This is a genomic window from Pelagibacterium sp. 26DY04 (assembly GCF_031202305.1).
Classification (GTDB): Bacteria; Pseudomonadota; Alphaproteobacteria; order Rhizobiales; family Devosiaceae; genus Pelagibacterium.
This window is the reverse complement of record NZ_CP101731.1, coordinates 2,492,916-2,519,234: the sequence shown is the minus strand read 5'-3', so window position 1 is coordinate 2,519,234 and position 26,319 is coordinate 2,492,916. Positions and strand designations below refer to the sequence as shown.

The 26,319-nt window shown below is 62.0% G+C and carries 24 protein-coding genes; 15 read left to right on the top strand and 9 right to left on the bottom strand.

The genetic code is table 11. From position 1 onward, the window contains the following. Window positions 1-6: 6 nt before the first annotated feature. The 10 genes from NO932_RS12520 (at window position 7) to NO932_RS12475 (ending at window position 9,658) form a co-directional block, all read left to right on the top strand. Entirely contained in the window at window positions 7-327 is a 321-nt protein-coding gene (locus NO932_RS12520) for a 2Fe-2S iron-sulfur cluster-binding protein (protein WP_309207647.1), read from the top strand. 137 nt (window positions 328-464) lie between these two features. Further along, complete coding sequence (locus tag NO932_RS12515; RefSeq protein WP_309211040.1) at window positions 465-1,559, top strand: DNA glycosylase AlkZ-like family protein; 1,095 nt, start codon at window positions 465-467, stop codon at window positions 1,557-1,559. Between the two features lie 429 nt (window positions 1,560-1,988). Further along, window positions 1,989-3,383, top strand: coding sequence for a siroheme synthase CysG (cysG, locus tag NO932_RS12510; RefSeq protein WP_309207646.1), 1,395 nt, complete (start codon window positions 1,989-1,991; stop codon window positions 3,381-3,383). 136 nt (window positions 3,384-3,519) lie between these two features. Then, entirely contained in the window at window positions 3,520-3,828 is a 309-nt protein-coding gene (locus NO932_RS12505; RefSeq protein ID WP_309207645.1) for a DUF2849 domain-containing protein, read from the top strand. Further along, on the top strand, window positions 3,815-5,473 hold the full coding sequence (locus NO932_RS12500; RefSeq protein ID WP_309207644.1) for a nitrite/sulfite reductase: 1,659 nt from the start codon (window positions 3,815-3,817) through the stop codon (window positions 5,471-5,473). The genes NO932_RS12505 and NO932_RS12500 overlap by 14 nt, the downstream gene beginning before the upstream one ends. Further along, window positions 5,460-6,746: a phosphoadenylyl-sulfate reductase gene (locus NO932_RS12495; RefSeq protein WP_309207643.1), complete on the top strand. Its 1,287-nt coding sequence runs from the start codon at window positions 5,460-5,462 to the stop codon at window positions 6,744-6,746. The genes NO932_RS12500 and NO932_RS12495 overlap by 14 nt, the downstream gene beginning before the upstream one ends. A 77-nt stretch (window positions 6,747-6,823) precedes the next feature. Next, window positions 6,824-7,855, top strand: a complete 1,032-nt coding sequence (locus NO932_RS12490; protein WP_309160657.1) for an NAD(P)/FAD-dependent oxidoreductase — start codon at window positions 6,824-6,826, stop codon at window positions 7,853-7,855. A 60-nt stretch (window positions 7,856-7,915) separates the two neighbouring features. Beyond that, complete coding sequence (locus NO932_RS12485) at window positions 7,916-8,245, top strand: 2Fe-2S iron-sulfur cluster-binding protein (protein ID WP_309160658.1); 330 nt, start codon at window positions 7,916-7,918, stop codon at window positions 8,243-8,245. A 131-nt stretch (window positions 8,246-8,376) separates the two neighbouring features. After that, window positions 8,377-8,991: a LysE family translocator gene (locus tag NO932_RS12480; RefSeq protein ID WP_309207642.1), complete on the top strand. Its 615-nt coding sequence runs from the start codon at window positions 8,377-8,379 to the stop codon at window positions 8,989-8,991. Window positions 8,992-9,280: 289 nt separating this feature from the next. Beyond that, complete coding sequence (locus NO932_RS12475) at window positions 9,281-9,658, top strand: hypothetical protein (protein ID WP_309207641.1); 378 nt, start codon at window positions 9,281-9,283, stop codon at window positions 9,656-9,658. Window positions 9,659-9,724: 66 nt separating this feature from the next. Here the strand turns inward: NO932_RS12475 and NO932_RS12470 are convergent, their stop codons facing one another. The 3 genes from NO932_RS12470 to NO932_RS12460 are packed head-to-tail and all read right to left on the bottom strand — an operon-like array spanning window position 9,725 to window position 12,923. Further along, window positions 9,725-10,732 (bottom strand): TIGR01620 family protein, encoded by a 1,008-nt coding sequence (locus tag NO932_RS12470; protein WP_309207640.1) that lies wholly within the window; start codon window positions 10,730-10,732, stop codon window positions 9,725-9,727. Next, window positions 10,729-12,186, bottom strand: a complete 1,458-nt coding sequence (locus NO932_RS12465; RefSeq protein WP_309207639.1) for a YcjX family protein — start codon at window positions 12,184-12,186, stop codon at window positions 10,729-10,731. The genes NO932_RS12470 and NO932_RS12465 overlap by 4 nt, the downstream gene beginning before the upstream one ends. Window positions 12,187-12,242: 56 nt before the next feature. Then, window positions 12,243-12,923 carry a YafY family protein gene (locus NO932_RS12460; RefSeq protein WP_309207637.1) on the bottom strand — a complete coding sequence of 227 codons (681 nt, stop codon included), beginning with the start codon at window positions 12,921-12,923 and terminating at the stop codon, window positions 12,243-12,245. 74 nt (window positions 12,924-12,997) lie between these two features. On the opposite strand from NO932_RS12460, the gene NO932_RS12455 reads away from it, so the two are divergent. Beyond that, window positions 12,998-13,411, top strand: coding sequence for a VOC family protein (locus tag NO932_RS12455; RefSeq protein ID WP_309207636.1), 414 nt, complete (start codon window positions 12,998-13,000; stop codon window positions 13,409-13,411). A 240-nt stretch (window positions 13,412-13,651) separates the two neighbouring features. Here the strand turns inward: NO932_RS12455 and metA are convergent, their stop codons facing one another. Both metA and NO932_RS12445 read right to left on the bottom strand, forming a co-directional pair. Next, a complete protein-coding gene (gene metA / locus NO932_RS12450) occupies window positions 13,652-14,572 on the bottom strand; it encodes a homoserine O-succinyltransferase (protein ID WP_309207635.1) in 921 nt (306 codons plus the stop codon). Window positions 14,573-14,636: 64 nt separating this feature from the next. After that, window positions 14,637-15,518, bottom strand: a complete 882-nt coding sequence (locus tag NO932_RS12445) for an ATPase (RefSeq protein WP_309207634.1) — start codon at window positions 15,516-15,518, stop codon at window positions 14,637-14,639. Window positions 15,519-16,085: 567 nt separating this feature from the next. On the opposite strand from NO932_RS12445, the gene NO932_RS12440 reads away from it, so the two are divergent. The 4 genes from NO932_RS12440 to NO932_RS12425 all read left to right on the top strand — a co-directional run bounded on the left by NO932_RS12440 (window position 16,086) and on the right by NO932_RS12425 (window position 21,387). Further along, window positions 16,086-17,705, top strand: coding sequence for a flagellar hook-basal body complex protein (locus NO932_RS12440; protein ID WP_309207633.1), 1,620 nt, complete (start codon window positions 16,086-16,088; stop codon window positions 17,703-17,705). Window positions 17,706-17,861: 156 nt separating this feature from the next. Next, window positions 17,862-19,697, top strand: coding sequence for a flagellar hook-associated protein FlgK (flgK, locus tag NO932_RS12435; RefSeq protein WP_309207632.1), 1,836 nt, complete (start codon window positions 17,862-17,864; stop codon window positions 19,695-19,697). Window positions 19,698-19,704: 7 nt separating this feature from the next. Further along, on the top strand, window positions 19,705-21,144 hold the full coding sequence (locus NO932_RS12430) for a hypothetical protein (RefSeq protein ID WP_309207631.1): 1,440 nt from the start codon (window positions 19,705-19,707) through the stop codon (window positions 21,142-21,144). A gap of 9 nt (window positions 21,145-21,153) precedes the next feature. Then, window positions 21,154-21,387 carry a hypothetical protein gene (locus NO932_RS12425; RefSeq protein WP_309160670.1) on the top strand — a complete coding sequence of 78 codons (234 nt, stop codon included), beginning with the start codon at window positions 21,154-21,156 and terminating at the stop codon, window positions 21,385-21,387. Window positions 21,388-21,567: 180 nt separating this feature from the next. On the opposite strand, the gene flaF is transcribed toward NO932_RS12425, so the two are convergent. The 4 genes from flaF to NO932_RS12405 form a co-directional block, all read right to left on the bottom strand. Further along, window positions 21,568-21,939, bottom strand: a complete 372-nt coding sequence (gene flaF / locus NO932_RS12420) for a flagellar biosynthesis regulator FlaF (RefSeq protein ID WP_309160671.1) — start codon at window positions 21,937-21,939, stop codon at window positions 21,568-21,570. Then, entirely contained in the window at window positions 21,887-22,315 is a 429-nt protein-coding gene (gene flbT / locus NO932_RS12415) for a flagellar biosynthesis repressor FlbT (protein ID WP_309160672.1), read from the bottom strand. Before flbT ends, flaF begins: the two co-directional genes overlap by 53 nt. Before the next feature lie 102 nt (window positions 22,316-22,417). Further along, complete coding sequence (locus NO932_RS12410; RefSeq protein WP_309207630.1) at window positions 22,418-23,860, bottom strand: flagellin; 1,443 nt, start codon at window positions 23,858-23,860, stop codon at window positions 22,418-22,420. Window positions 23,861-24,209: 349 nt separating this feature from the next. After that, window positions 24,210-25,718, bottom strand: a complete 1,509-nt coding sequence (locus tag NO932_RS12405; protein WP_309207629.1) for a flagellin — start codon at window positions 25,716-25,718, stop codon at window positions 24,210-24,212. Window positions 25,719-26,319 lie beyond the last annotated feature (601 nt).

The following is a 26,319-nucleotide window of genomic DNA, read 5'->3' as shown; positions in this document are numbered from 1 at the left end:
CACCCCATGCCTATGATCACCTTCATCGAACCCGATGGCACGCGCCGCGAGATCGAAGCGGAGGTGGGATCGACCCTGATGGAAACGGCGATCCGCAACGGGGTGAGGGGGATCGTCGCCGAATGCGGGGGGGCATGCACCTGCGCGACGTGCCATGTCTATGTCGAGGATGAATGGTTCGGCGTGACCGGCGGGCCATCCTCGATGGAAGAAGACATGCTCGATTTCGCTTTCGATGTGCGCGATACCAGCCGGCTCTCATGCCAGATCAAAATCCGTGACGAGCTCGACGGGCTGGTGGTCAAGGTGCCGAGCCGGCAGGGTTAGTACGCGCTTTCCCGGGCGCGGGGATATGTTTGACAGGTCGCTTCGTTCTTGCAATGTTCACGGTGAACCTTGCATAGAATCAGCTCGTGGCCAAACGTCCGATCACCATTGCCCCTGACCAGGCCCGCGGCATCTGGATGGCCGCGCAGCGGCTCGATTCGGCCGAGCCCTTCGGGGCGGGGCCGGAGGCGGTGCAGGCGGCCATCGCGCATCTGGGCTATGTGCAGATCGACACGATCAATGTGATCGAGCGCTGCCACCATCACATCCTCTATTCGCGCATTCCCGCCTATCGGCGCAGCGATCTGGCGCATTTGCAATCGACCGAAAAATCGGTGTTCGAATACTGGACGCACGCGCTGAGCTATGTGCCCACGGCCGACATGCCGTTTTTCATTCCGGCGATGAAGGCGTATCGGGAAAATCCCAGCGCCTGGTTCGGCTCTGTGACCAAGGCCGAGGTCAGCGCCATGACGCGGCGGCTCAAGATGAATGGGCCGCTCAACATCCGCGACATCGACGACGATGAACTGGTGGACAAGACCCACCCCTGGGCGAGCCGGAAGCCTTCCAAGCGTGTGTTGCAATTGATGTTCTATCAGGGGCTGGTGGCGATCGCGGCGCGCGAGGGGATGGTGAAGACCTATGATCTGATGGCCCGGCATTTCGGCTGGGAGAAGCCGCCGAGGCCCGCGACCGAACGCCAGCGCACCGCCTATCTGCTCGACCGGGCGCTACGCAGCCAGGGGGTGGTAAGCCTGGATTCCGTCTGTCACCTCAATGCCCCGGCCAAGGCGGCCGTTCGCGAGCTGATCGAGGCTCGGGTCAAGCGGCGGCTGCTCAAGCCGGTGACGATCGCGGGGGCTGAAAAGGTGCAGCATTGGGCGCCGCCTGAGGTGCTGGACCAGCCGCCGATGGTTCCCGTCAACCGGGTGCATATTCTTTCGCCATTCGATCCGCTGATCATCCAGCGCAAGAGGCTGAAGCTGTTTTTCGGCTACGATCACATCTTCGAAGCTTATGTGCCGGCGGCCAAGCGCCGGTATGGCTATTTTGCGCTGCCGGTTCTGGTCGACGACCGGGTGATAGCGGCCATCGATCTCAAGACCGACCGGCAGAACAGCAAGCTGCTGGTGCAGAAATGGACCTGGCTGGAGGAGGTAGGGGCAGAAGCCAGGGAAGCGATCGAAGCAGAGCTGGGGCGGTTCGAGCGGTTTCAGTTGGAGGGATGAGTCAGAGCGGAGAACTGGTGGATTTCGATGCCACGGCGGGTGTCGGGGTAAGCACTCTACCGGTGCCGTGAAGCCGTGCAGGCCTCCGGGTCGAGCCCGAAGACGCGATGGAGGGGGGAGGCGGGAGTGGTTGGAGCGCTGCGCTTGCGTTGGGGCGGGCTTTCTCGATCTAAGTCGAGTCGATCCGTAGTGTTTTGCGGGGCGGATGCGGGGGCGAAATAAATTGCGTGGGGTGGGTGGGGGCGAATGTGGCGTTCTATACAGGAGGAGCGGAGGGAAATAAGTCTCCGATCAGGGAGGGCGCACTTGCTGGGAGGCCTGGAAAACCTTATTTTCCAGCGTGTTTGACAGAATTGCGTTCTTCTCCCGCGCGGCCGTCAAATCTAAAAATCGTCAACTCGCGCCCCTGATGCCAGGAGACCCTCACCCGTGGCACGGCTGAACACATTTCCTGTTTCTGTGAAGGTGGCCGGCCGCCGGATCGTCATCGTGGGCGGTGACGGGGAGGCGCTGGCCAAGGCGAGGCTGGCGGTCAAGACCAGTGCCGAAGTGGTGGTGTTCGCGGCCGAGGTGGAGACGGATTTTTCTGGGCTCGAGGTGACGGTGATCGAGCGGGCGGTCGAGGCGGCCGATTTCGACAATGCGGCGCTGGCGTTTGTCGCCGATCATGGGCCGGATGGCGCGCGGGCGCTGGAGATGGCGCGGGCGGCGGGGGTGCCGGTCAACGAGGTGGACGTTCCCGAAAACTGCGATTTCTTTACTCCGGCAATCGTCAATCGGGCGCCGATTTCGATCGCCATTTCGTCCGAAGGCGACGCGCCGGTTTTGGCGCGGCTGGTGCGGGCGCGGATCGAGGCGATGTTGTCGCCGCGGCTGGGCGAATTGGCGCAGTTGGCCGGAGCGATGCGGGAAAAGGTTGCGGCGCTGTTGCCGGATGGGGTGTTCCGACGGCGCTATTACGAGGCGCTGGTGACCGCGCCAGCCATTGAGGGTGCGCTTGCGGCGGACCGGGGCGAAGCGGCGGCCGATGCGCTGCTCGCCCTGCACGCCGAAGCCAAGGGCGGCGAGGGCGTGGTGTGGCTGATCGGGGCCGGGCCCGGAGCCGAAGACCTGCTGACGCTGCGGGCGCAGCGGCTTTTGCAGGAAGCCGATGTGATCGTTCATGATCAGCTTGTGCCCGGGGCCGTCGTCGAGATGGGACGGCGGGATGCGGAACGCATCTGCGTGGGCAAGGCCAAGGGTCATCATTCGTTTTCGCAGGCCCAGATCAATACGCTGATCGCGCGGCTGGCCCGCGAGGGCAAGAAGGTGGCGCGGCTCAAATCGGGCGATCCGATGGTGTTCGGGCGGGCGGGCGAGGAAATCGCGGCGCTGCGCAAGGCGGGAATCGAATATGCGGTGGTGCCGGGCGTGACCGCGGCGCTGGCGGCTGCGGCCGATACGGCAACGCCGGTGACGCTGCGCAAGGTTTCGAGCGGGTTCGTGTTCGCCACCGCGCACGGGGCCGATGATGGCGATCTGCAGCATTGGGCGGCGCTGGCCGGATCGGGGCTGACGCTGGGGCTCTATATGGGCAAATCGATTGCTGCCGACGTGGCGCGGCGGCTGATGGAGCACGGGGTTTCGGCGGCGATGCCGGTGGGGATCGTTGTCAATGCCGGGCGGGCCGACAAGGCGCTCTATGCCGGGACGGTCGGCGCGCTGGCGGCTGGGGAGATCGAGTTCGTGGATGGGCCGGCGGTGATCTTCGTTGGCGAGGCCGTGGCGCAGGGGGATTGGGCGCGGGCCGAAACCATTGCCGCCGTGGCGGAGCGGGTGGCGTGATGGGCGGCTGGAATAGAGCCGAGGCGCTGCCGGTTACTGGATCCCGGCGCAAGGCCGGGATGACGATGGGGGTGGGGTCGGCGGCGTGGCCCAACGCTATCCCGTCGTCATTGAACAGAGTTGAACAGTAGAGAAGATGTCCAAAATCCTCACAGGTAACGAATTGCTCTCAGGGGCTACGGTTTATCTCGACGCGCAGGGGCGTTGGGTCGAGGCGCTGCAGGCGGCGCGGGTGTTCGGGAAGGACGAGGCCGAGGCGCTGGAGGCGGCGATCGCGGCGACCAAGGCGACCGGACGCGTCATCAGCCTTGAAAGCGAGGACGTGGAAATGAGGGATGGAGCGATCTATCCCATCCGTATTCGCGAGCGCATCCGGGCCGAGGGGCCGACGGCGCCGCGCTTTGAACGCCAGCATCTGGCCGAGGACGAATATGTATCGATATGACGAGTTCGACGCCGCCTTCGTTGGCGAACGCGTGGCGCAGTTTTCCGATCAGGTGCGGCGGCGCATCTCGGGGGAATTGACCGAGGACCAGTTTCGGCCGCTGCGGCTGATGAACGGGCTCTATCTGCAGCTGCATGCCTATATGCTGCGGGTGGCGGTGCCCTATGGCACGCTCTCTTCGCGGCAGATGCGGATGCTGGCCCATATCGCGCGCAAATATGATCGCGGATACGGGCATTTCACCACGCGCCAGAACATTCAGTACAACTGGCCCAAGTTGCGCGATATTCCGGCCATTCTTTCCGACCTGGCGAGCGTGGAAATGCATGCGATCCAGACCTCGGGCAACTGCATTCGCAACGTGACCACGGACCAGTTCGCCGGAGCGGCGGCTGACGAGATCATCGATCCACGGCCAGTGGCCGAGATCATCCGGCAGTGGTCGAGCCTGCATCCGGAATTCATCTACTTGCCGCGCAAGTTCAAGATCGCCATGACTGGTTCGCCCAACGACCGGGCGGCGATCAAATTCCACGATATCGGGCTGATGGCGCAGACCAATGGGTCGGGCGAAATCGGCTGGGCGGTCTATGTCGGCGGCGGGCTGGGGCGGACGCCGATGGTGGGCAAGCTCATCAACGGCTTTGTGCCGCACGAGCATCTGCTGGCGTATCTGGAAGCGATCCTGCGCGTCTATAACCGCTACGGGCGGCGGGACAACAAGTACAAGGCGCGCATCAAGATTTTGGTGCATGAAGAGGGGCTGGAGACCTTCAAGGGTCAGGTAGAAGCCGAGTTCGCCGAAATCCGCGGCGGCGTGCTGACGTTGCCCGAGGAGGAACTGGCGCGCATCGAGGCCTATTTCCCGCAGCCGGCTTATAAGGACATCGGGGTCGTGAGCCTCGATGTGGAACGGGAAAAGATCCTCGATCCTGCTTATGGGCGGTTTTTGGAGAACAACACCTTCCCGCATGCGCGGCCCGGCTACACGTCGGTGACGATTTCCCTAAAGCCCATCGGCGGGGCGCCGGGGGATGCGACGGCCGAGCAGATGGAAGCGGTGGCCGATCTCGCCGAGCGCTATTCCTTCGACGAGTTGCGGGTGACGCACGAGCAGAACCTGGTGCTGCCGCATGTTGCGCTGACCGATCTGCGGGCCGTTTATGACGGGCTGGTCGAGGCCGGGTTGGCGGACGCCAATGCGGGGGAGATCACCGATATGATCACCTGCCCGGGGCTCGATTATTGCGCGCTGGCCAATGCGCGCTCGATCCCCATCGCGCAGGACATTTCGCGGCGGTTCGCGGCGCCGGAGCGGGCGCGGGAGATCGGCAAGCTCAAGATCAAGATTTCCGGCTGCATCAATGCCTGCGGGCATCACCATGTGGGCCATATCGGCATTCTGGGCGTCGAGAAGAAGGGCACCGAGCTTTACCAGATCACCGTGGGTGGTGATGGAAGCGAGGACGCGGCGATCGGCAAGATTCTCGGGCCGGGGTTCGTGGCCGAAGAGGTGCCAAGCGCGATCGAGCGGCTGGTGGATGCCTATATCGCCCGGCGCGCAAGCGAGGACGAAACGTTCATTTCAGCGTATCGGCGGCTGGGGGACGCGCCGTTCAAGGAGGCGCTTTATGGCAATGGCTAGTCCGATCATCTCTGCGGCCGAGCCCAAGCACGACAAGCTGCGCCAGCTCGGGATCATCGCGCTCAACGGCATGTTCGACGAGATGGATGCCGAAGCGGTGCTGCGGCAGGCGGTGGAGGAATTGCTGCCGGGCGAAATCGCCATGGTGTCATCCTTCGGCGCGGATTCGGCGGTGTTGCTGCATCTGGTGTCCAAGGTCGACCCGACGCTTCCGGTCTATTTCCTGGAGACGGGAAAGCACTTCCCCGAGACGCTGGCTTATGTGGAGACGCTGAAAGAGCGGCTGGGGCTGACCAATGTGATCGCGCTTTATCCCGATGCGGCGGATATCAAGCGCTTCGATCCCGATGGAACGCTGTGGGAAACCGATCCCGATAGCTGCTGCCATATCCGCAAGACCGAGCCGCTGGACAAGGTGTTGTCGGGCTTTGGCGGCTGGGTGACCGGGCGCAAGCGGTTCCAGACCGCCGAGCGCGGGGTGCTGCCGCATTTCGAGCTGACGAGCGACGATCGCATCAAGGTCAACCCATTGGCCTACTTTACCAACGAGGACATCGAAGCGTACAAGGCGGCTCACGATCTGCCCGACCATCCGCTCTACAAGGACGGATACAAGTCGATCGGCTGCGCGCCCTGCACGAGCGCGGTGGCCGATGGCGAGGACCCCAGGGCCGGTCGGTGGCGCGGACGCGACAAGCGCGAATGCGGCATCCATTTCGACTTCAACGGGAGCATCGCAAAGCCGGTGAGCCAATCGAAACTGACTTTGTTCCGGGACGGGGAATTCAAATCCGACCCGTGGCGCGCCTGGGAAGAGGGCGATATGGCCGCCGAGGTGCGCTATACGCATGTGCCGGTGACTGTGTTTCTCGAGCACCGGGAGGCGTTCAAGGCCAATCCGCATCCGATTGGGCTGCAAGTCAATCCTGGAGAGAACGTCGAGGAGGTGGCCGAGGATCTTTCGCGGTTCGCTTCGATCGCCATCAACTTTCCGGCCTTCACGGACGGGCGCGGTTATTCGAGCGCGCGGCTGATCCGCGAGCGCTATGGCTATGAGGGCGAACTGCGGGCCGTCGGCGATGTGCTGACCGACCAGATTCCCTTCATGCGGCGCTGCGGCATCAACGCCTTCGTCGTCACCAACGCGCCCACCCGGGCGGCGCTGGAAAAGGACGCGCTGGCCGAGGTTTCCCATTACTACCAGCCCGTTGGCGCGCGCGTGGAAGTTCCCGCCGGCACGCGTCCCTTCCTGCGCAAACCTGCCACCCATTGACCCTCCATACTTGACAGGCTTCGTCATATATTCCAAGCGAAGCCTTGATTTTTCTTGCTGACCAGGACTCCTTCGATATGAGCGGAAATGAAATCGTCACCGATGTCGTGATCATTGGCGCAGGCCCCGTGGGCCTGTTCGCCGTATTCGAATTGGGGCTGGTCGATCTCAAATGTCACGTGATCGATATTCTGGACCGGCCCGGCGGGCAGTGTGCCGAGCTGTATCCGGAAAAGCCGATCTATGACATTCCCGCCTTTCCCGAGATTTCGGGGCAGGGGCTGACCGACAATCTGATGAAGCAGATCGCGCCGTTCGGGGCCGAGTTCCACTTTTCCCAGATGGTCACCAATGTGGAGCGGCTCGAAGATGGCTCGTTCCGGGTGACGACCGATGCGGACGAAGTGTTCGTGGCCAAGGTGATCGTGATCGCCGCGGGTGGCGGGTCGTTCCAGCCCAAGCGTCCGCCGGTGCCCGAGATCGAGCAGTATGAAGGCAAGTCGGTATTTTATGCCGTGCGCAAGATGGACGATTTCCGTGATCAGGATCTGGTGATCGTTGGTGGCGGGGACTCGGCGCTGGACTGGACGCTCAATCTCGAGCCGTTGGCGCGTTCGCTGACGCTGGTGCACCGGCGCGACGAATTCCGCGGCCATGCTGACAGCGTCAACAAGATGCGCAAGCTGGTCGAGGACGGCAAGATCAACTTCGTGATGGGTCAGCTCGGGCGTCTCGAGGGTGCGGACGGCCAACTTTCCGAGGTGTTTCTCAAGACCGCCGGCGGCGAGATGGGCATTCCCGCAACCCGGCTGCTGCCGTTCTTTGGCCTGACCATGAAGCTCGGCCCAGTGGCCGATTGGGGGTTGGACCTTCACGACAACGCGCTGATCAAGGTGGATACCGAACGGTTCGAAACCAGCGAACCCGGCATCTTCGCGATCGGGGACATCAACTGGTATCCGGGGAAGCTCAAGCTCATCCTTTCGGGCTTCCACGAGGGCGCGCTGATGTCGCAGGCGGCCAAGCGGATCGTTCACCCCGATGCCAAGGTCGTGTTTCAGTATACGACCAGCTCGACCAGCCTGCAGAAGAAACTCGGCGTGGCTTGACCTCGGGCGCTGCCACGCGCAATTAGAGCGGGCCTCACACTCAGCTTTCCAGGACCTCACATGCGTATTTTCGTGACCGATCAGACCGGCACCGAACACGAACTCGAAGCCCTTGAGGGTTGGCGGGTGATGGAGGTGATCCGCGACTGGGGGCTCAACATCAAGGCCGAGTGCGGCGGTGCGTGTTCGTGCGCCACGTGCCATGTGTTCGTCGATCCCGAGTGGGTGGAAAAGCTCAATCCGCCCACCGACGAGGAAGAGGACATGCTGGATTCGGTGCCCGACTATGAGGCCAATTCTCGGCTGTCGTGCCAGATCCTGATGAGCGAGGAACTGGACGGGCTCAAGGTACGGCTGGCGGATTCGGCGAGCCAGGACGCGGCGGCTTAACGGGAGCGCCCGGTTTTTTGTCGGGTGCCACGCAGGCTGGAAGGGGTGACCGGACCTCAACTGGTGCTTTGCGGTTTTTCGGCGCGGGTGTATGAGCAGTTCGATTGCTCGACATAACCTGAGTCCTCATCATGAACCCGCTCGATTTTGTTCCCTATGCCGTTGCGCTGGTGATTGCTGCTGCGATTCCCGGGCCGGGGATTGCGGCGGTGGTGGGGAAGGCGTTGGGTGCGGGGTTCAGGCCTGCGCTGTGGTTCGGGACCGGGCTGGTTTTGGGCGACCTCACCTATCTGACCCTTGCTGTGCTGGGGTTGGCCGCGGTGGCAGCCGCGTTTTCCGGGGTTTTCGTCGTCATCAAGGTATTGGGCGCCGCTTACCTCGTCTATCTCGCCTGGAGTTTCTGGAAGGCGGGGATCGATCCTGACAAGGTCGAGGCGCGCAAAGGCAATGGGGCGTTCGCCTCGATGCTGGGCGGCTATTCGGTGACGCTGGGCAACCCCAAGACCATCATCTTCTATATGGCGTTGCTGCCTACAGTGGTCGACCTGGAAGCCATGACGCTGGAGCGCTTCGGATGGCTGGTGCTGATCACCATCATCGGGCTTTATGCCGTGCTGCTGCCCTATCTGGCGGCGGCGGCCAAGGCGCGAGAATTCCTGCGCAATCCGCGTGCGCTCAAGCTGCTCAATCGCGGAGCGGCTGGGGCGATGGCCGGCGCGGCGGCCTATATCGTGCTCAAGCAATAGGGCCGCGCCTTATTAATCCAGGATAATTTTCAGCCCCTTGGCATCTCGTGAGCGGCAGCCGCGAGGCGCTGGAATCTGTCTTGCTCGGGCACCTTCAATCGTGATCTGCAAGGGGGTGCAAGGTTCCGGCCGTCGGCCGGAAAATATTCATGCAACTCCATCTTGCCGGCAACCATTGTCTAGGCAACGCATCGCCGGCTTCAACTTGAATAGTTTCATGATCGCACGAGCTGGCAGCGCGTTGTCTTTCTCGGGGCTAAAGCCCTAACGAGATAAAAGGAGAATAACCATGAAACGCTCTGCTCTTTTTGCTTCTCTCGCCCTTACTGCCGGTCTTGCCGTTCCTGCCTTTGCTCAGGAAATCGGTGGCATGACCATTCCTGAAGAGGATTGGGGTCTTGTCGAACAGCGCTGTGCCGAACTCGAAGGCGAGCCGATCAGCGAAGTGTTCGAGGATGAACCCACCGCCGCGGCCGAGGCCAACGCTCCCGAAGGGATCGATCTTTCCACGCTGACGCGCACGGATTGCGAGGAAGCCGGTATCCTCGAGCCCACTGGCGAGGCCCCTGATGTCACGAACGGCGAAGAGCCCGCCGATGACACAGGCGAACCTCCGGCCGAAGACGGCGATGAAACCGAAGATGACGACAATGACGATGGCGTCTAAGGCGATCAGGTCGTAGGCCATTTTGAGGGACAGCACTCAAGGGGTGCTGTCCCTTTTGTTTGGCCGCTATTTGGTGTCGGTCGAAACGCGGGCGAGGTCTGCCACGAAATCGGCGACCACTGGCGACTTCTGGGTGGAAAAGGGCAGCGGACGGACGAGCTTGATCGCTGCGATGCCGACCCGGACGGTCATCAATCCGTTGAGGACACCTTCGCCCAGGCGAGCGGAAAGCTTGGCGGCCAGCCCCTGGCCGATGAGCTGTTCGACGACGCCGTCGGTCAAAACGAGACCGCCTGTGACGGCCAGGTGCGAGAGGATGGCGCCGACGAGGCGCAGGAAACCGAAAAAGCCCGGTCGGGCGCCGTAGAGATCGGCCAGATTGCGTGCCAGACGAAAACTTTCGAACACCACGAAAGCCAGATCGATCACCGCGCGCGGGGCGATGGCGGTGACCAGCGCCACGCGGCGGACGCTCGACGCCGTGAGTGCGCGGGCGCGGGCATCGAGTGGCGCCATTAGCGCGCGCTCGGCGGTTTTGATCAGCTCGGCGCCATCGAGGATGGAACCGATGTCAGTCTCTAGGCCGGCGCGCGGTCGGGCGAGATCGGGGCGATCGGCATAAAGCGCGGTGAGTTCGGAGGCGATCTTCTGGGCGGCGGGCAGGTCGTCGGTCAGAAGCGCCGCGGCAGCGCGCTCGCGCAGGCGGTCCATGGTCTTGAGACGGGCGAGGCCGATGAGCTCGCGCACGGTGAGCACGAGAAGCGCGAGGAGGAAGACGCCGAGGATGGCAAGGCCGAACCAGCCCAGCCAGTCATAGGTGGCGAAAAGATCGCTGATCAGCCGTTCGGCGGCAAGGCCAAGGCCGAGGGAGATGAGCGTGCCGCCGGTCCAGAGTGCGAGGTTGCGCCAGAAGCGGCCACGGCGCTTCGGAGCGATATCGGTGTCGGCCAGCGCCTCGGGCTTGGCCTCGAAGACGTCGGGGGCCGGCTCGGCGAGACTGGTTTCGAAGGCGCGAGGGGCGCGCGCTTCGGCTTCCTGGCGGGGCGTTGTGGGAATGGCACGGGGCTCTCTCATTGCATTTTGTCCCCGATCAGGAAATCGAGCGCGCGATCCAGCCGGATGTAGGGGAAGACGGGGTCGCCGGTTTCGCCCATGGGGAGATCGGTGGGTGGCAGGAAACGCAGGAAATTGAGTTGAGGCGTTGATTCAACGCTCTTGAAAAGAGATTCCGGGTTTTCCGGTAAGTCGCCGGGAAACAATGCGATTTCGGTTGTGCCGTCGTAAACGGTATCGCCGAGGCGCTGGCCGTTTTCGGGCGTGCCGATGATGGTCGCGAGCGTTTCCCCATTGTCCTTGACCGTGCCCTCCCGAGTGGCGCGGATGGCGGCCATGGCGAGGGAGCGGGTTTCTGCGCCAGCGAATTTGGCACGCCGGGAGGCGTTGGCGACGAGGCGATTGAGGATGGCCTCAAGGCGCGGGTGGGAGGTGTGGTGCAACAGATCGGCCTTGGTGGCGGCAAAGAGAATGCGATCGATCTTGCGGGTGAAAAGACGCGAGATGGGGTTGGAGGTGCCCTGGCGGAAGCAGGAGAGGACCGAGGTGAGCGCGGTTTCAAGATCGGCCACGGCTTCTGGGCCGGCGTTCAGGGCACGCAGGGCATCGACGAGGACGATCTGGCGATCAAGGCGGGCGAAGTGATCGCGAAAGAAGGGGCGGACGACGACGGATTTATAGGCCTCGTAGCGGCGCTCGAGCATGGCGTAGAGGCTTTGATGCCGCGGCGTGGATGCCGGCTCGGGGAGGGGCGCGAAGGTCAATGCCGGGGAGCCTTCGAGATCGCCCGGCATGAGGAAGCGGCCCGGCGGCAGCGTGGAGAGGGCGCGGGCATCGCCTTTTGATGCGCGCAGATATTGCGTGAAGGCCACCGCGAGGGTCTCGGCGGTGACGTCGTCGGCCTCACCCAGGGGATCGATAGAGCTCAGGGCGTCGAGGAAGGGCTTGGCTTCGTCGGCGCGGGCCGGACGACGGGCGAGAGCCAGGGCCTCGGCGCTCCATTCAGCGAAGGATTTGGTCAAGAGCGGCAGGTCGAGGAGCCATTCGCCGGGATAGTCGACGATGTCGAGATTGAGGGTGGAGACGCCTAACTGGGATTTGAGCCAGGAGTTGGACTGGTAGCGCAGGGTGAGGCGGAGCTGGGAGATGCGGCGGGTGGATTCGGGCCAGACGGGCGGGGTGCCCAGAAGCGCGGCGAGGTGGTTTTCGTAGGCGAAACGCGGGGTGGCGTTGTCCGGGTGCTCGGCGAGGCGGACGCCGATCAGCCGGCCTTCCGCCATGGGGGCGAAACCGGGGAGGCGGGCGCCGGTCAAAAGGTTATGGATCAGCGCGGTGATGAAGATGGTCTTGCCGGCGCGCGAGAGGCCGGTGACGCCCAGCCGCAGTGTGGGGGTGATGGTGCCGGTGGCGGCATCGGCGAGATTGCCCAGGGCGATGCCGAGTTCGTCGGTGATCGTGGTGGGTACGCTGGGCAAGGGCAGGTCTCCGGTTGGCTCGAACAAGGTAGGCGGGCGCCGGGAGAATGCAAGGGCTAGCCGGCGCCGAGCCGACACAGATATTCGCGCAGCAGTGCGGCTCGGCGGGGGCGGAAGCTGGTGGCGGTGGGGTGCAGGGCGAGGATGCGTTCGAGGCGGAACATGCGGAAATCCTCGCGCAGGCAGCACCAGGCGAGGGTGGTGAGGGCGGCTTCGGTATAGACGATCGCAAGGGGCCAGATAGTACGCTCGGTTTGCGCGCCGCCCTTATCGGCATAGCGGATGGCGAGGGCCTCTTCGCGCCAGCACGCCTCGCGGATCTCGGTGGTGAAGGCCGGGGCCGGGGCGGCGTCGGGGCGGTAGACCTGCGAGATGGCGTGGAGGAGGTGCTGCTCGCGGTCGTTGGGGAGCGTGGCGGCGACCTTGGCGAGGACGGAGGCGGCCGCCTGGCTGAGGGCAGGATCGCCCATCGACCGGACTTGGGCGAGGCCGAGGACGATCGCTTCGATTTCGGTGCGGTCGAAGGTCTGCGGCGGCAGGGAATAATCCTCGATCAGGCGATAGCCATAGCCGCGCTCGCCCTCGATGCGGGCGCCGGCGGCGCGCAGGCTGTCGATGTCGCGGTAGAGCGAACGTAGGGACACGCCGGTTTCCTCGGCAAGGCGCGCGGCGGTGATGGGCGCGGGCATCATGCGCATGGCCTGGAGCAGGCGGAAGAGGCGGTCTGGGCGGGCCATGACAACTGCCGGAAAGTGTCAGTTGTGGCAGGTTATACCCTTTGCATCGGTTCACGCAAGGCAAGGAGATCGCCATGACCATTTCGACGACGACGCATCTTAATTTTCGCGGCAATGCGCGTGAGGCGCTGGGGTTTTACCAATCGGTATTTGGTGGGGAACTGACGGCGTTCAGCTATGAGCAGGCCAATGCCGTGCAGCGGCCGGAAGAGGCCGATCAGGTGATCTGGGGGCAGGTGACTTCGGAGGCTGGTTTCCGCGTGATGGCCTATGACGTGCCGGCCTCGCTGGTGTGGGATGCGGGAGTGATCCCGGTGTTCGTCTCGGTCCGGGGGGATGATGAAGGGGAGATCAGAGGGTATTGGGAAAAGCTGATCGAGGGGGGAACCGTGGTGCAGGATTTGGGGCCGGCCGGGTGGTCGTCGCTTTATGGGATGGTGAGAGATCGGTTCGGGGTGACGTGGGTACTCGATGTGTTGGGGCAGTGAGCTTGTTTGAAACTGTGGTGCCGGGACACACTTCTGAACTGCGTGGGAGCCTTGCGGGTCTCCGGGTCAAGCCCGGAGACGACGAGGGGAGAGGATGGTGAGAGGCTCAGCGGGGGGCGCCGGGAATGCCGCCCAGCCTCTCCCCGCTGGGGGAAAGGGTTAAAGTTCGGCGCGGACCCTGACGGTCGATCAGCACGCGCGTGGGAACGGGGGTGCTTCAGATCGTTCCGCCTCGACGCTCTACCACTCCCCCGTGCCGACTTTTGAGAGGTCATAGGGAGTGGTCTGGTAGATTTCGTTGATCCAGTTCTGGAACAACAAATGCGCATGGCTGCGCCAGCGGTTTTCCGGGGTTTTGCTGGGGTCGTCGCCGGGGAACAGATTGACTGGCAGGGGCGTATCCAGTCCGGCCTCGTGGTCGCGGTGGTATTCGTCGGCCAGCGAGGTGTTGTCGTATTCGAGGTGGTTGAGCATGTAGGCGGCGCGGTATTTGCGGTCGTCGAGCATGCAGACGCCCACCTCCTCGCTGTCGATCAGGATATCGAGATCGGCCGTAAGGCTCGTGCGGTCGATGTCGTTATAGCGCGAGACCGGCACGGCGAGATCGTCGGAAAAGCCGCGCAGGAACGGGTGCCGGGTGTCGAGCACCTTGTGGCGGAAGACGCCGAACGCCTTTTCGGGCATGCGGTAGCGGTTGACGCCATGGAAATGGTGTAACGCGGCCTGGGCGCCCCAGCAGATGAACATGGTGTGGTGCACGTTGGTCTGGGTCCAGTTCATGATTTCGACCATCTCGGGCCAGTACCGGACATCCTCGAACGGCATGTTGGCGATGGGTGCGCCGGTGACTACGAAGCCGTCGAACTTTCTTTCGCGAACCTCTTCCCAGGTCGAATAAAAGCTCTGGAGGTATTCTTCGGGCGTGCTCCTGGACAGCGGGTCGGTCACGCGCACCAGCGAGAGATCGATCTGAAGCGGGGTGGCGGCAATCAGGCGCGCGAACTGGGTCTCGGTGCGCTGCTTGTTGGGCATCAGATTGAGCAGCCCGAACTGGAGCGGGCGGATATCCTGCCGGACGGATCGGGATTGATCCATCACCACCACGCCCTCGTTTTCGAGGGTCTTGCGGGCGGGAAGCTGGTCTGGAATGCGGATAGGCATGGAGAAGTTCCTTTAGCGGAAGCTTATATATGTGCAGGTTTGGGCTGGGTGAACCGAAAACGGTTCAGGGGCTTACGGCCACCGCCGAGCGCGCGGCGATGGCCCTGCACATGAGCTCCATGAAGTCTTTTTCGTCGCGCACTCCGGAAAGCTCGGCAGCGTCGACCTGATAACCGAAATTGTCGGCAAGCGCCTGATAACGGGGCAGGCGATCGCGCAGCAGGGCTTCAAAGCCCCACACGGCAAAGGCGTCGGGATCGACGTCGTCGTCGCGAGTGACCCCGCTCATCCGCTTGAACTCCTCCCATTTGATGATGAGGAATTGCGGCGGATAGTACATCGGCTTGGGATTGGACTTGAAGCGGTCGATCAGGCGCTGGGCGTCGGCCTCGGTGCCACGCAGGTAGAGAAGCGCCGTGTTTTCGGTCAGCGCCTTGACCACGGGGTCTTCGGGATTGTGCGGATCGAGCACTTCGATCAGTGAGCCGCCGGTGTCGCAGAGGAAGTTGTCGTAATCGTAGAGATCCTTGGCGCGCTCGATGAAATAGGGGACATCGAGCAGGGCGTAGATCTCGGCGACGCGATGCTGTTCCTGGCGGCGCTGGTATTCGGCAAAGGGTAGGCCGCCCCGCGCCGGATTGCCGGGGGTGCCCAGATAGGTCGAGAGCGGATCGAGATTGTCGAAAGAGATGTTGGAGTCGATCGAAATCGAATCCGAGCGCAGCAATTCGGCGAGGAAGGGGACCTTCATCGCCTCGCGCTTGAAGTTGTCGACGATGTACTCGCCCATGTGCCGCGTGCCGATGCGGAAATCGACCGAGAAGTGAAACCAGTCGGCCCGGCGCAGGATGTTGCCCAGCCGCGTCTTGCCGACGCCGGCCATGCCGAAGACCGTCACGGCCTTGCGGGGGGAAGCGCGGAACTCATCGGCGGAGGCGAACAGCATGGGCGGGCTCGGGGTAAGTGAATACTTATTTATCGGAGGGTCTGCTTAGAGTCATATGGGGCGGGCGTCCAGTGGGGCGCGTGATGACCCGGACTTCTTCTGCATTTGCCGGAGCCTTGCGGGTCTCCGGGTCAAGCCCGAAGACGACGAGGTGGAGGAGATACGGCAAGAGCCGAAGGTGCTCGCATACCTTGCCCCGGGTCAAGCCCGGGGTGACACGGTGGGATGATGGAGGACGGGGACAACAACGTTTTGTGAGGCACACGCTCTCGTTTCGTCATTGTCGGGCTTGACCCGACAATCCGCAGCGCTGCCGGTGCAGGAGGTGCTGGGGACGCACTTCTTCTGAACTGCGTGGGAGCCTTGCGGGGGCAAGGCTGCCGCGATTTCCAAACGTGTTGGGCGGAAGAATTTGCCGGGCTGGTGGCGAAAGATTCCGGGCGAAGTGGTGTTGCGATTGGAGTGTCCGCCGGAAGTCTGAGTTATTTCAATGTGTTAAAGTTTTGGCATCGCCCTTGCATCTCCCGTGACAAACACGCGCTCGGCGCAGGTAAGACGGAGAGTGAAATGGGTATCTACGGGGCTTTGCAGACGGCGGTAACCGGGATGGCGGCGCAGTCGTTTGCGCTGGAGAATATCTCGGGCAACATCGCGAACTCGCAGACCACCGGCTACAAGCGGATGGAAACCGGCTTTATCGACCTTATTCCCGACGCGGCGGTGGGGCGGCAGGTGCCGGGTGCGGTGTTGGCCTATTCGCGTTCCACCAACGATGTGCGCGGCGACATCATCACCTCGGCGACCGGAACGCATGTGGCGCTCAATGGTTCGGGGTTTTTCGTGGTCGCGGAAAAAACCGGTACGACGGATGGAGAGTCGGTGTTTGGCGACGCCAATTTCTACACGCGCCGCGGCGACTTCGAGATGGACCGCGAGGGGTATCTTTACAATGGCGCCGGCTACTACCTCAAAGGTGTGCCGATCGACTCCTCTACCGGCAACGTGGCTGGCTCGGTTCCGGAGATGGTGCGGGTTTCCAACGGGTTGATCCCGGCCAAGGCCACCCAGCGGATCGACTATGAACTCAATCTGCCCGATACGCCTGCCGTGGGGTTGGCGGCGGATTTTGCTACCGCTCTGTCCGGTACAGACCTCGATGAATTGACAGATGAGACGCCGTTGGCGGACCTGGATATTGAACCAGACGATAGGCTTACTTTTTCGCTCAACGGCACTGCAGTTACCCCAGATTTTATCGCGGAGGCGGGGGATACGGTTGGCGATTTGCGTACATGGTTTGCTGAAAACGCGCCAGGCGTCGACGTCTCAGTGGACGCCGAGGGGCGTCTGCAGATCGTGGCAGGCAGTACGGAGGACACGTTCACCATTGGTGGTGACGTTGCGTCAGCGCTAGGGATCGCAGGCACGCAAGCCGTGCCCGACGCGCCGGAAACCAATTCGGACTTCGTGGACCGGACGGTCGAGGGAGGAGCGATCACTGTCTATGCGCCTAACGGCGCTTCGGTGAACGTGCAGATGCGCTGGGGCAAGATTTCGAACGAGCCTGACACCTGGCGGCTCTACTACATGAGCAATAACGAGCCTCAGCAGTGGTCCGAAGTGCCCGAAGGTGAGTTCACGTTTAAAGATGGCGTGCTGCAGACCCAGGGCGGGAGTGCTGTCTCGTTGGACGATCCGCTGCGGCTGAACCTTCCCAACCTCACCATCAACGGCCAGACCGTGGGCAATGTGGAGCTCGACTTCGGCACCGGTGGGCTGACTCAGTTCGACAACGCCAATGGCCGTGCAGCGGTATCCACGCTGGCCCAGGACGGCTATCCGGCCGGCTCGTTCATGTCGGTGGCGATTAACGATTCCGGGCGCGTGGTCGCGACCTACTCTAATGGCGAGCAGATCGAGATCTATCAGCTGGTGACTGCGAACTTCAACGCCGAGAACCAGCTCAAACGACTCGACGGCGGTGTTTATTCGTCGACGGCGGCGTCGGGCGAGGCCATCCTTTCCACCGATGGCGGGATGACCGGTGGGGCGCTGGAGTCGTCGAATACCGACATCTCGGAAGAGTTCACCAAGCTGATCGTGACCCAGCAGGCTTATGCCGCCGGCACCCGCATCGTCTCGACCTCTGACGAGATGCTGCAAGAAGCTCTCAACATGATGCGGTAGAGCAGGTGATGGCGGGCTGAAAGCGGCCGCTTTTTGCGCTTCCGGTGCTCACGCTCCGCGCCGGTTCTCGAAAGCAACCGTTTTCGCCTCGCCCTGACCTGCTCTCCACCTCGCCAAGGCAGAATTGATTAGACGGCTTGAGATGGAGTTGATGCGATGGGACTGAGTTCGACACTGTCGAATGCTCTGGGTGGGATGAATTCCAGCCAGCGCGGGATCGATGTCGTTTCGCGCAACATCGCCAACCAGGGCATGCCCGGTTATCACCGGCAGTCGATCGTCATCGAGGAAACCGCCTTCGGGACGAGTTCGCAGGTGCGCTCCTCGACCTTATCGCGCGCCTTCAACGAAGCCTTGGAAAAGCAGCATCTGGTGGCAGTGTCCTCGGCGGGCTACCATCAGGTGCGCAGCAATTTTCTCGACCGGCTGCAGATGCATCTGGGCAAACCGGGGGACGCCAATTCGCTCGATACACTCTATGCCGGGTTCGAGAATGCCCTGCAGGCACTGGCGACCAATCCCAATGATGTGACGACACGCGCCGGCGTGCTCAATGCCGCCCAGCAACTGGTCGAACAGCTCAACACGCTGACCGGGGCCGTGCAGGAGATGCGCAGCGAGGCCGAGGCCCAGATCTCCAATTCGGTGTCGGAGCTCAACCGCCAACTCACCTCGCTGGCAGACATCAATGTCCGCATCCTCGACCAGTCCCAGGACCAGCAGGCCCGCCTGGCACTGATGGACGAGCGCGACCGGCTGGTCGCATCGATTTCGGAAAAGATCGACGTCAAGGCGAGCTATCGGAACGATGGCACCGTGGCGCTGATGACCGAGAGCGGGGTGGGCATTCTCGATGTCGAACCCTCGCTGTTCGAGTTCCGCTCCAGCGGAGGGCTCAATTCCACCTCGCTGTTCGACAGCGACCCGGCTGAAAGCGGAGTGGGGCAGCTCACGCTGCGCACGCCATCGGGGCTCGAGATCGACCTGACAGGGCAGAAGCTGTTGTCCTCGGGGTCCATCGCGGGACTTCTGGAGTTGCGCGACAACACGCTGGTCAACATGCAGGATCAGCTCGACGAGATCGCCGCCGCTCTGGCTCAGGCGATGAACACGGTGACGACGACAGCCACGGCGACGGAAGCTGAGCCCGACAGATTTGCGCTCGATCTCGAAGGCATGGCGCCGGGCAATTCGGTGCTGATCACTGCTGGCGGGGAGCGGGTGCGTGTGGTCGCGGTGGGCGAGGATGCCAGCCTGCCGCTAACCTCGCCCAATGCCAATGGCGAGCGGGTGGTCGGCGTCAACATCAGCGGCACTGATCCCAACCAGGCCGTGGCCTATACACTGAATGGCATGTCGCCACCTTTGGCTGGGTTGACCATCGGCTTGGATGTCATCAGCGGCAACCTCAGCGTCACTCGCACGCCCGGGATCAGCTTTTCGATGACGTCGCAGATCACGGCGAGCGGCAATCAGGATGGGAGCGGTGCGCTCAACCTGTTCGTGGATAGTCGCGGGGCAGCCTTCACCAATTCGCCCGACGGCGATGGGCAGAAGCTCGGCTTTGCCGGACGGATCGCCGTCAATCCTGCGCTGATCGCCGACCCGACGCTGCTGGTCAAATTCGAGGCGGGAACCTCGCTGGGTGATGCGACCCGCCCGCAGGCGCTGCTCGATAGCCTGAAATCAATGGAGTTCGTCTCCGAGAAGATGACGGCGCTTTCAGACGGCGGGGTGCGGCTTTCGGGGCAGGTGACCGACCTCATCGGCCAGATGATCAACCATCAGGGCAATGTGGTCGCCAAGGCGGAATCCGAAAATTCATCGGTGAGCTATACGCTGCAATCGATCACGACGCGGATGACGGCCGAATACGGCGTCAATGTCGATGAGGAGATGGCGCGGCTGATGCAGCTCCAGAACGCCTATTCGGCAAGTGCACGGGTGGTGTCGACCGTGCAGGAACTCATCGACGCGCTTCTGGCGATGTGAGGTTGAAATGATCGTCAATAAATCGATGTATCCGGTTACGAGTACGCTTCAAACCATCACCTCGATGCAGAAGCAGTTCGAGAACCTCCAGCTCCAGCTTGCGACCGGCAACCGTTACAACACACTGGCCGAAATGGGGTCGGACCGGGTACACACCCTCAACCTCGAGGCGCGGTTGAGCCGGATCGAGGGCTATCAGGCAAATATCCTCACCGTCGAAAACCGGATGAGTTTTTATACCAATGGGCTGGAGCGCCTCGATGAGATCGAGGCCGATGCGCGGGCGTTGGCGGTGCCGGGTGCCTATGGCACGGACGGGATCAACTTCACCAATGTGCGCAATCAGTCAACCAACCTGCTAAAAGAGGTGATCGATGTGCTCAACACCGACATCACCGGGCAGTATATTTTCGGCGGCAACAAATCCGACACCAAGCCGGTGGCGAGCTTCGACGAGATCATGAACGGGCCCAACGGCTTCGTAGCCTATTCCCAGAACCGCAATGCCGAAGACATGGGCAATGGTGGGCGGATCGACAGAACCGTAACGGGCACGGCACTTACGCTGACCGAAGACGGGGCGCACGATTACGGGTTCAAGCTGGATTCAGTGGCGAGCACCGGGGCCGGGATTTCCGTCAGCGAAGCCACCTTGACTGGTGGGGAGCAGCAGGTGTCGATCTCGGTCGATGCTCAGCCGCAGCCAGGGGATACGGTGACTATCGGCATCACCCATCCGCATGATCGCGATACCGTCCATTACGTGACCTTTACCGCGACCGACACCACGCCTCTGCCTGAAGGGGGCTTTTCGATCGGGGCCGATGCCGAGGAAACGGCGGCCAATCTTCACGCGGCGATCGGGGATAAGCTCGGCACGCTGACCGAGACCGATCTGCGCTCGTCGTCCACCTATGCGGCTGCAGACGATTTTTTCAATGCCACCGGCGAACCTCAGGATCCCGCGGCAACCGCCTGGTACAGGGGGCAGGACAGCACCAACCCGCGCCAGACCGTATCGGCCAATGTGGACGAACACACCAAGGCCCATTACGGCGTGCAGGCCAATGAGGCGGGTTTCGTCGAACTGATCAAGGGGCTGGCCGTGTTTGCCGTCTCTGAACTCTCACCGCTAGATGAAACCAACGCGGCGCGCTACGACGCGCTGGTGGAGATCGAGCGCAGCCGGCTATCCGAGGACAACAACGCGCAGACCGGGTCGATCGAGGCGATCACCATGGAACTGGGGTTGGCGGCTTCGACGGTCAATACCGTCAAGGAGCGGCATACCCAGTACAATGCGCAGCTCGAGACGATGCTGGCCGATATTACGGTGGCGCCACGCGAGGAAGTTGCGATGATGCTGCTCACGCTGCAGACGCAATTGCAGGCGAGCTACCAGGCTACCGCGATGGCGAGCCAGTTGACGCTGGTGAATTATCTTTAAGAGCGGCGGATGAGCAATAAGATTGTTCGCAATGAGCGCATCAAGCTGACCGCGAACTTTATCAATGCGTTGGCGTCGGGAAGCGTTCTCGTGGGATTGGTAACGCCTCTTGCCGGCGTTGCGCTTGGAACGTTTGCTGTGCGGGACGCTTGGAATCTCGTAGGCTTCGGCTTATTTGGACTCGTGTGGGCGCTCGTGCTACATTCGTTCGCCAGGCGCATCCTGGCAGATTTGGAGGACTGAGTTGGAAACGTTGATCTTTTGGCTTTGGCCCAGCGTTATTTTCGGCTTGGTCATCGCATTTTCAATTTTCATCACCCGGCATGACCGCAAGCCGCACGGGCCGGCTGAATAGGCTGTGCCCCGAAAACGAAAAAGCCCCGGTTGATACCGGGGCTTTTTCGTGGGCGCGATCGATAGCGATCAGCCGCCATTGCCGCGCAGGCCGGCGGAGATCTGGCGGTTGATGTTGATCAGCGCGTCGAGCTTGGACGGGTTGCGGGTGGCCATGACCTCGTAGGTCTGACCCATGACGAAAATGCCGAGATTGGCAACGTTCTGGCGCACGGGGGCGGGCAGGGGGTGGTCGTCATTGGTGACCGACTGGACGAAGATCGACCAGATCTTGCGGTTCTTGTTGAGCGCCTCGTCGAGTTCGTCGAGACGTTCCGGCCAGGTGTCCCGAATGGCCTGGAGATGGGAGGCGGAGCGAGCAAGTAGGTTCGATTCGAGGGTACGCGGATCAGCCGTCTGCTGGGCGGTTCTCTGATAGGCCAGTGCCCCCTGATTTAGCATTTGCCAGCAGCTCCCCTTCGTATTCGATCAGCTTCTTTGCAGCCCTGAGAGCCTTGTAGAGGTCGCCGGTTAATATCTCATTATTGATATTGTCGATGATGGGGAGAGTTGATGGCGCCGCTTTGACGACGTCGTTGATGAGCTCGAAATAGCTCTGGGTGAGCTTGTCGACATTGCCTTCCACATACATGATCTGGATGGCCAGATAGACGGCCTTGGCGGGGGTGTCGGCCGTCGCGGGCGTGAGAATATCCTTTTCGCGCAGGATCGGAGCCTTGCCCTCGATGAAGAGCCTCGTGCGCTGATCGGAATTGGTGATCACGCAATTGCCCACCAGAAGCTTTTCACCGGGCTTGAGTTCGACCTTGAGCGCCATGATTCTTTCCCCAATCGTTGCCGCGACTATGGAATCCGCCGAGGCAAAAGAAAAGGGCGGCCCTTCTGGGCCGCCCCCTTCCGATACTTGCTCTTCTTGTTCTTAGAAGAGACGGAGCACTGCCTGGTCCTGCTGCGAAGCCATCGACAGAGCGGTCGAGGACAGCTGCTGACGGGTCTGCAGGGCGAGGAGGTTTGCGGCCTCTTCGTTGGCATCGGCCAGGGTCAGGTTCGACGCGCCGGTTTCCAGCGTATTGATCATGTTCTTGGAGAAGTCCTGGCGGTTTTCGACGATCGAGAGCGACGAACCGAAGGCCGAAGCCTGCGAGCGAACCGTGTTCACGGCAGTCTTGATGTCGGCCAGCATGGAGTCGATGCTGTCGTCGCTGTCCAGATCGGTCTCTTCCATGTTGGTCTTGATGCCAAGGGAAGCGGAATTGATCGACAGGCCGCTGGTGGCTTCGCCGTCTTCGTTCGGAATGCGCGACTGGATCTCGAGGGACGAGGTGTCGGTTTCGTTGAACGTGATGGTCAGCTTGTCGCCGCGCAGCAGGTTGATACCGTTGAACGAAGCGTCATCTGCGAGCTTGTCGAGCTGGTCGCGCAGTTCATTGTACTGGCTGGACAGGTCGGCACGAACTGAGTTGCCGCCGATCGAAGCGCCAGACGACGTTCCGTCGATAACGCCAGTGGTGCTTGCGCCGCCCACGGTCAATTCCTGGGTCGAAAGGTTTTCGATACGCAGGTTGCCGTTGTCGTTGGAGGCACGGATGTTGGTGTTGAGTTCGGAGTCGTTGTTGATGGACGACACGAGCTCGTCGACGGTCAAGGCGCGGGCGCCTTCGACAGCCGCGGTGCCGGTTGCCGTGCCGGCAGTCAGGCCTGTTGAGCCGGGCGTGTCTTCGGCGATGTTGCTGATTTCAAGAGTGGCAGCTTCACCAGTGGCATTGGAGGAGAAGCTGAGGCCGTCGCCATCCGCGTTCTGTCCGACGGTCACTTCAACGTTGGCGTCATCGAGCTGCTGTTGAATCGATGTGACTGCGGACGCGAGACTGGCGCCGGAGGTTTCGTCGAGAGTGACCTCAGTGCCGTTAACCTCGAAGGTTGCGGTTTCGCCAGCGGCAACCGGGGTGAACGTGCCACCTTCGATTTCGGCCGAACCAGCAGCAACTGCCGCCACGCCAGGATCTTTGACGAGATCGACGGTAACGCTGGATTCACCAAAGGCGCCGCCGGTCAGTGTCAGGGACTGCTGGGTGTCGGTGTCGAGGTCTTCGCTGATGGAGAACGATGCCGTTTCGAACGACTTGTCCTGGCGAGCCTGGCGCAGGGTCGACTGCATGGACTCCAGGGTCTTGGTGATGGCGGTCAGGCCGTTGTCGGCAGCTTCGATGGTCTGAATGCCGTTGGCCATGCCGTCCATCAGGGCGTTGATGTCGCTGGCGCGCGAGTTCAACGAGGAGGCAGTGAAGAAGTTGGTGGGGTTGTCCAGCGCCGAATTCACCTTCTTGCCGGTGGCAAGGCGGTTCTGGGTCGTTGCCATCATATCGGCGGTGTTCTGGAGCGAAAGCAGGTTCGAGCGAACCGCTTTGGAAAGCGTAATATCGGACATTGGAAATCCCTTTCTAGGATTTACGCGTGTTACCAGCGTCTCTTCCTGAGACGACTGGCCCGACAGTGCTTGGAGACCTTCTAAAGATTAGTTAAGCGGAAACGGGACAGTGGACGAAAATGCGAGATGCGGGGGAGGTCGATTTTAGAGGCCGATCGTGCGGATAGAGTAGGCTGGATTCCGGGAACAGGTTCTGAATGGCAGTTGAGAGGAGGGATGCCCTGGGCTAGGAAACAAAAAGGCGGGCCGGAGCCCGCCTGAAAAGTTTCTACTGTAGCGCCGCTTAGCCGAAGAGGCGCAATACCGCCTGGTCGGCCTGGCTGGCGAGGCTCAAAGCGGTCTGGGAGAGCTGCTGACGGGTCTGGAGGGCCAGCATGTTGGCCGATTCTTCGTTCGTATCAGCCAGGGTGAGATTGGCGGCGCCGGTTTCCAGAGTATTGATCATGCGCTTGGTGAAATCCTCGCGGTTCTGGACGACCGAGAGAGTGGAACCGAGCGCGGAGGCTTGCGAGCGCACTTCGTTGAGAACGTTCTGGAGATTGCTCAGCAGGCCGTCGATATCGTCGTTGAGATCGAGGTCCTCGGGGAAGATTTCGTTGAGGCCGAGATTGGCGGCGTTCACGGCGCGTGTCTCGCCCTTGGCATTCTTGGTCTGGATCTCGATGGTCGAGGTGCCGGATTCGTTGAAGACGATCTTGAGCTGGTCGCCGCGGAGCAGGTTAACGCCGTTGAACGACGCATCCTCGGCGATCCGGTCGAGCTCGGTGCGCAGATCGTTGAATTGGCGTGCCAGGTCGGAGCGGGAGTCATTACCGCCGATTTCGGTTTGGCCAACGCCGCCATTCATGTTGCCATTGGTAAAACCGCTCATCTGCAGGGCGCTGGTCGAAAGATTTTCGATGCGCAGACGGCCGTTGTCATTGGAGGCGCGGACTGAACCCTTGAGGTCGGGATTACTGTTGAGCGCGTTGACGAAATCGTCGACGGTGCGGGGGCGGGTGCTGACGGTGGTGCCGGCGCCGTCGGCGATGCCGGTGGCGGTGCCAGTGTAGTTGCTGATCTCAATGTCTGCGGTACTGGCAGCGTCTGCCTCGGTGGTGGTGAAGACGAGACCGGTTGCCCCGACCGTAACAGCGGCTCCGACGTTCTGGTTCTGCAGCTTGGTGTTAATCAGCGCGGCCAGTTCGTCAGCCGTGACAGCGCTGGGGTTGTTCACAGCACCGGGAGAACCGATGTCGGCATCGGTAACAGTGATGGTAACCGGCGAGCCGCCGTTGACGGCGATCTCGAAGGAAAACTGGTCGCCCGCAGTGTCCATATCCACACCGGCGGGAGGAAAAGCGCCCGCCTCGAGCTGGCTCTGCGCCTTATAAAGATCGATATCGAAATCTGCGCCTTCGGGAAGCGAACCGCCGGACAGGTTGAGGACGGAGTCGCCATCCGGGTCCTCAGGCGTGGTGACGTTGTAGCTCTCCATCTTGAAGGAGTTATCTTGCCGGGCCTGACGCAAGACTGACTGCATGGATTCGAGCGTCTTTGTCATAGAGGTGAGGCCGTTGTCGGCGGCCTCGATGGTGCGGATGCCGCTGCCCATGGCATCGAGCAGGGCCGAGATATCCGCCGCCCGGCCATTCAGCGAGGCGGCGGTGAAGAAGTTCGTCGGATTGTCGAGGGCCGAGTTGACCTTCTTGCCTGTAGCCAACCGCTCTTGGGTCACGTCCATCATCTTGGCGGTGTTCTGAAGATGCAGAAGATTGGAGCGGACAGCTTTCGACAGCGTCACATCAGACATGATCAGAACCCCCGTCTGAATGGCGTTAAACAGAATCACTCCGTTAGGAGCGCGTTAACCATAGAGTGCGGGGTGAAGTGCTACCGAATGGTTAACAAACCCTAATCATCGATCTGCAAATTAACGATTGGACCTAGGCCTTGCGGTCGCGGAGGGGGAGGCTGGAGAGGGGCGGTTGCCATGGGGCGGCGCGCAGGGGCGTCGCGGTGAAACCGGATTGTTCGGCATTGACGAGCGTCGAGGCGATGAGGCTCGCTTCCAGGAGCGTTGCGGGCGCGACGCGGGGTTCAACCCCTTGCTCCGGCTCGTCGTTTTGTCGGCGAGGGCGATAAGCGGTGGCGCGGTTTGGGAGGGAGGCGCAGAGGCGGGGGCCGGTGGAATCGGAGACGCGCAGCCGATCTCGCGCCTCCGGCTTTTCAACCGGGCGCGTGACGCATGCAGCGACCCCGTACAGGCCCTGTTGCGGTGAAAGGGCGCCTGTCACCTGTTAACCACTCTCCTACCCAAAGCGGCAAAATCTGCCGGGCAGAATGTGCCGGCAGGGGTGGAGGGCAAGTTAGGAGGGAGGGTGGAAATTGATGCAAATGCGGGGCTATCGATG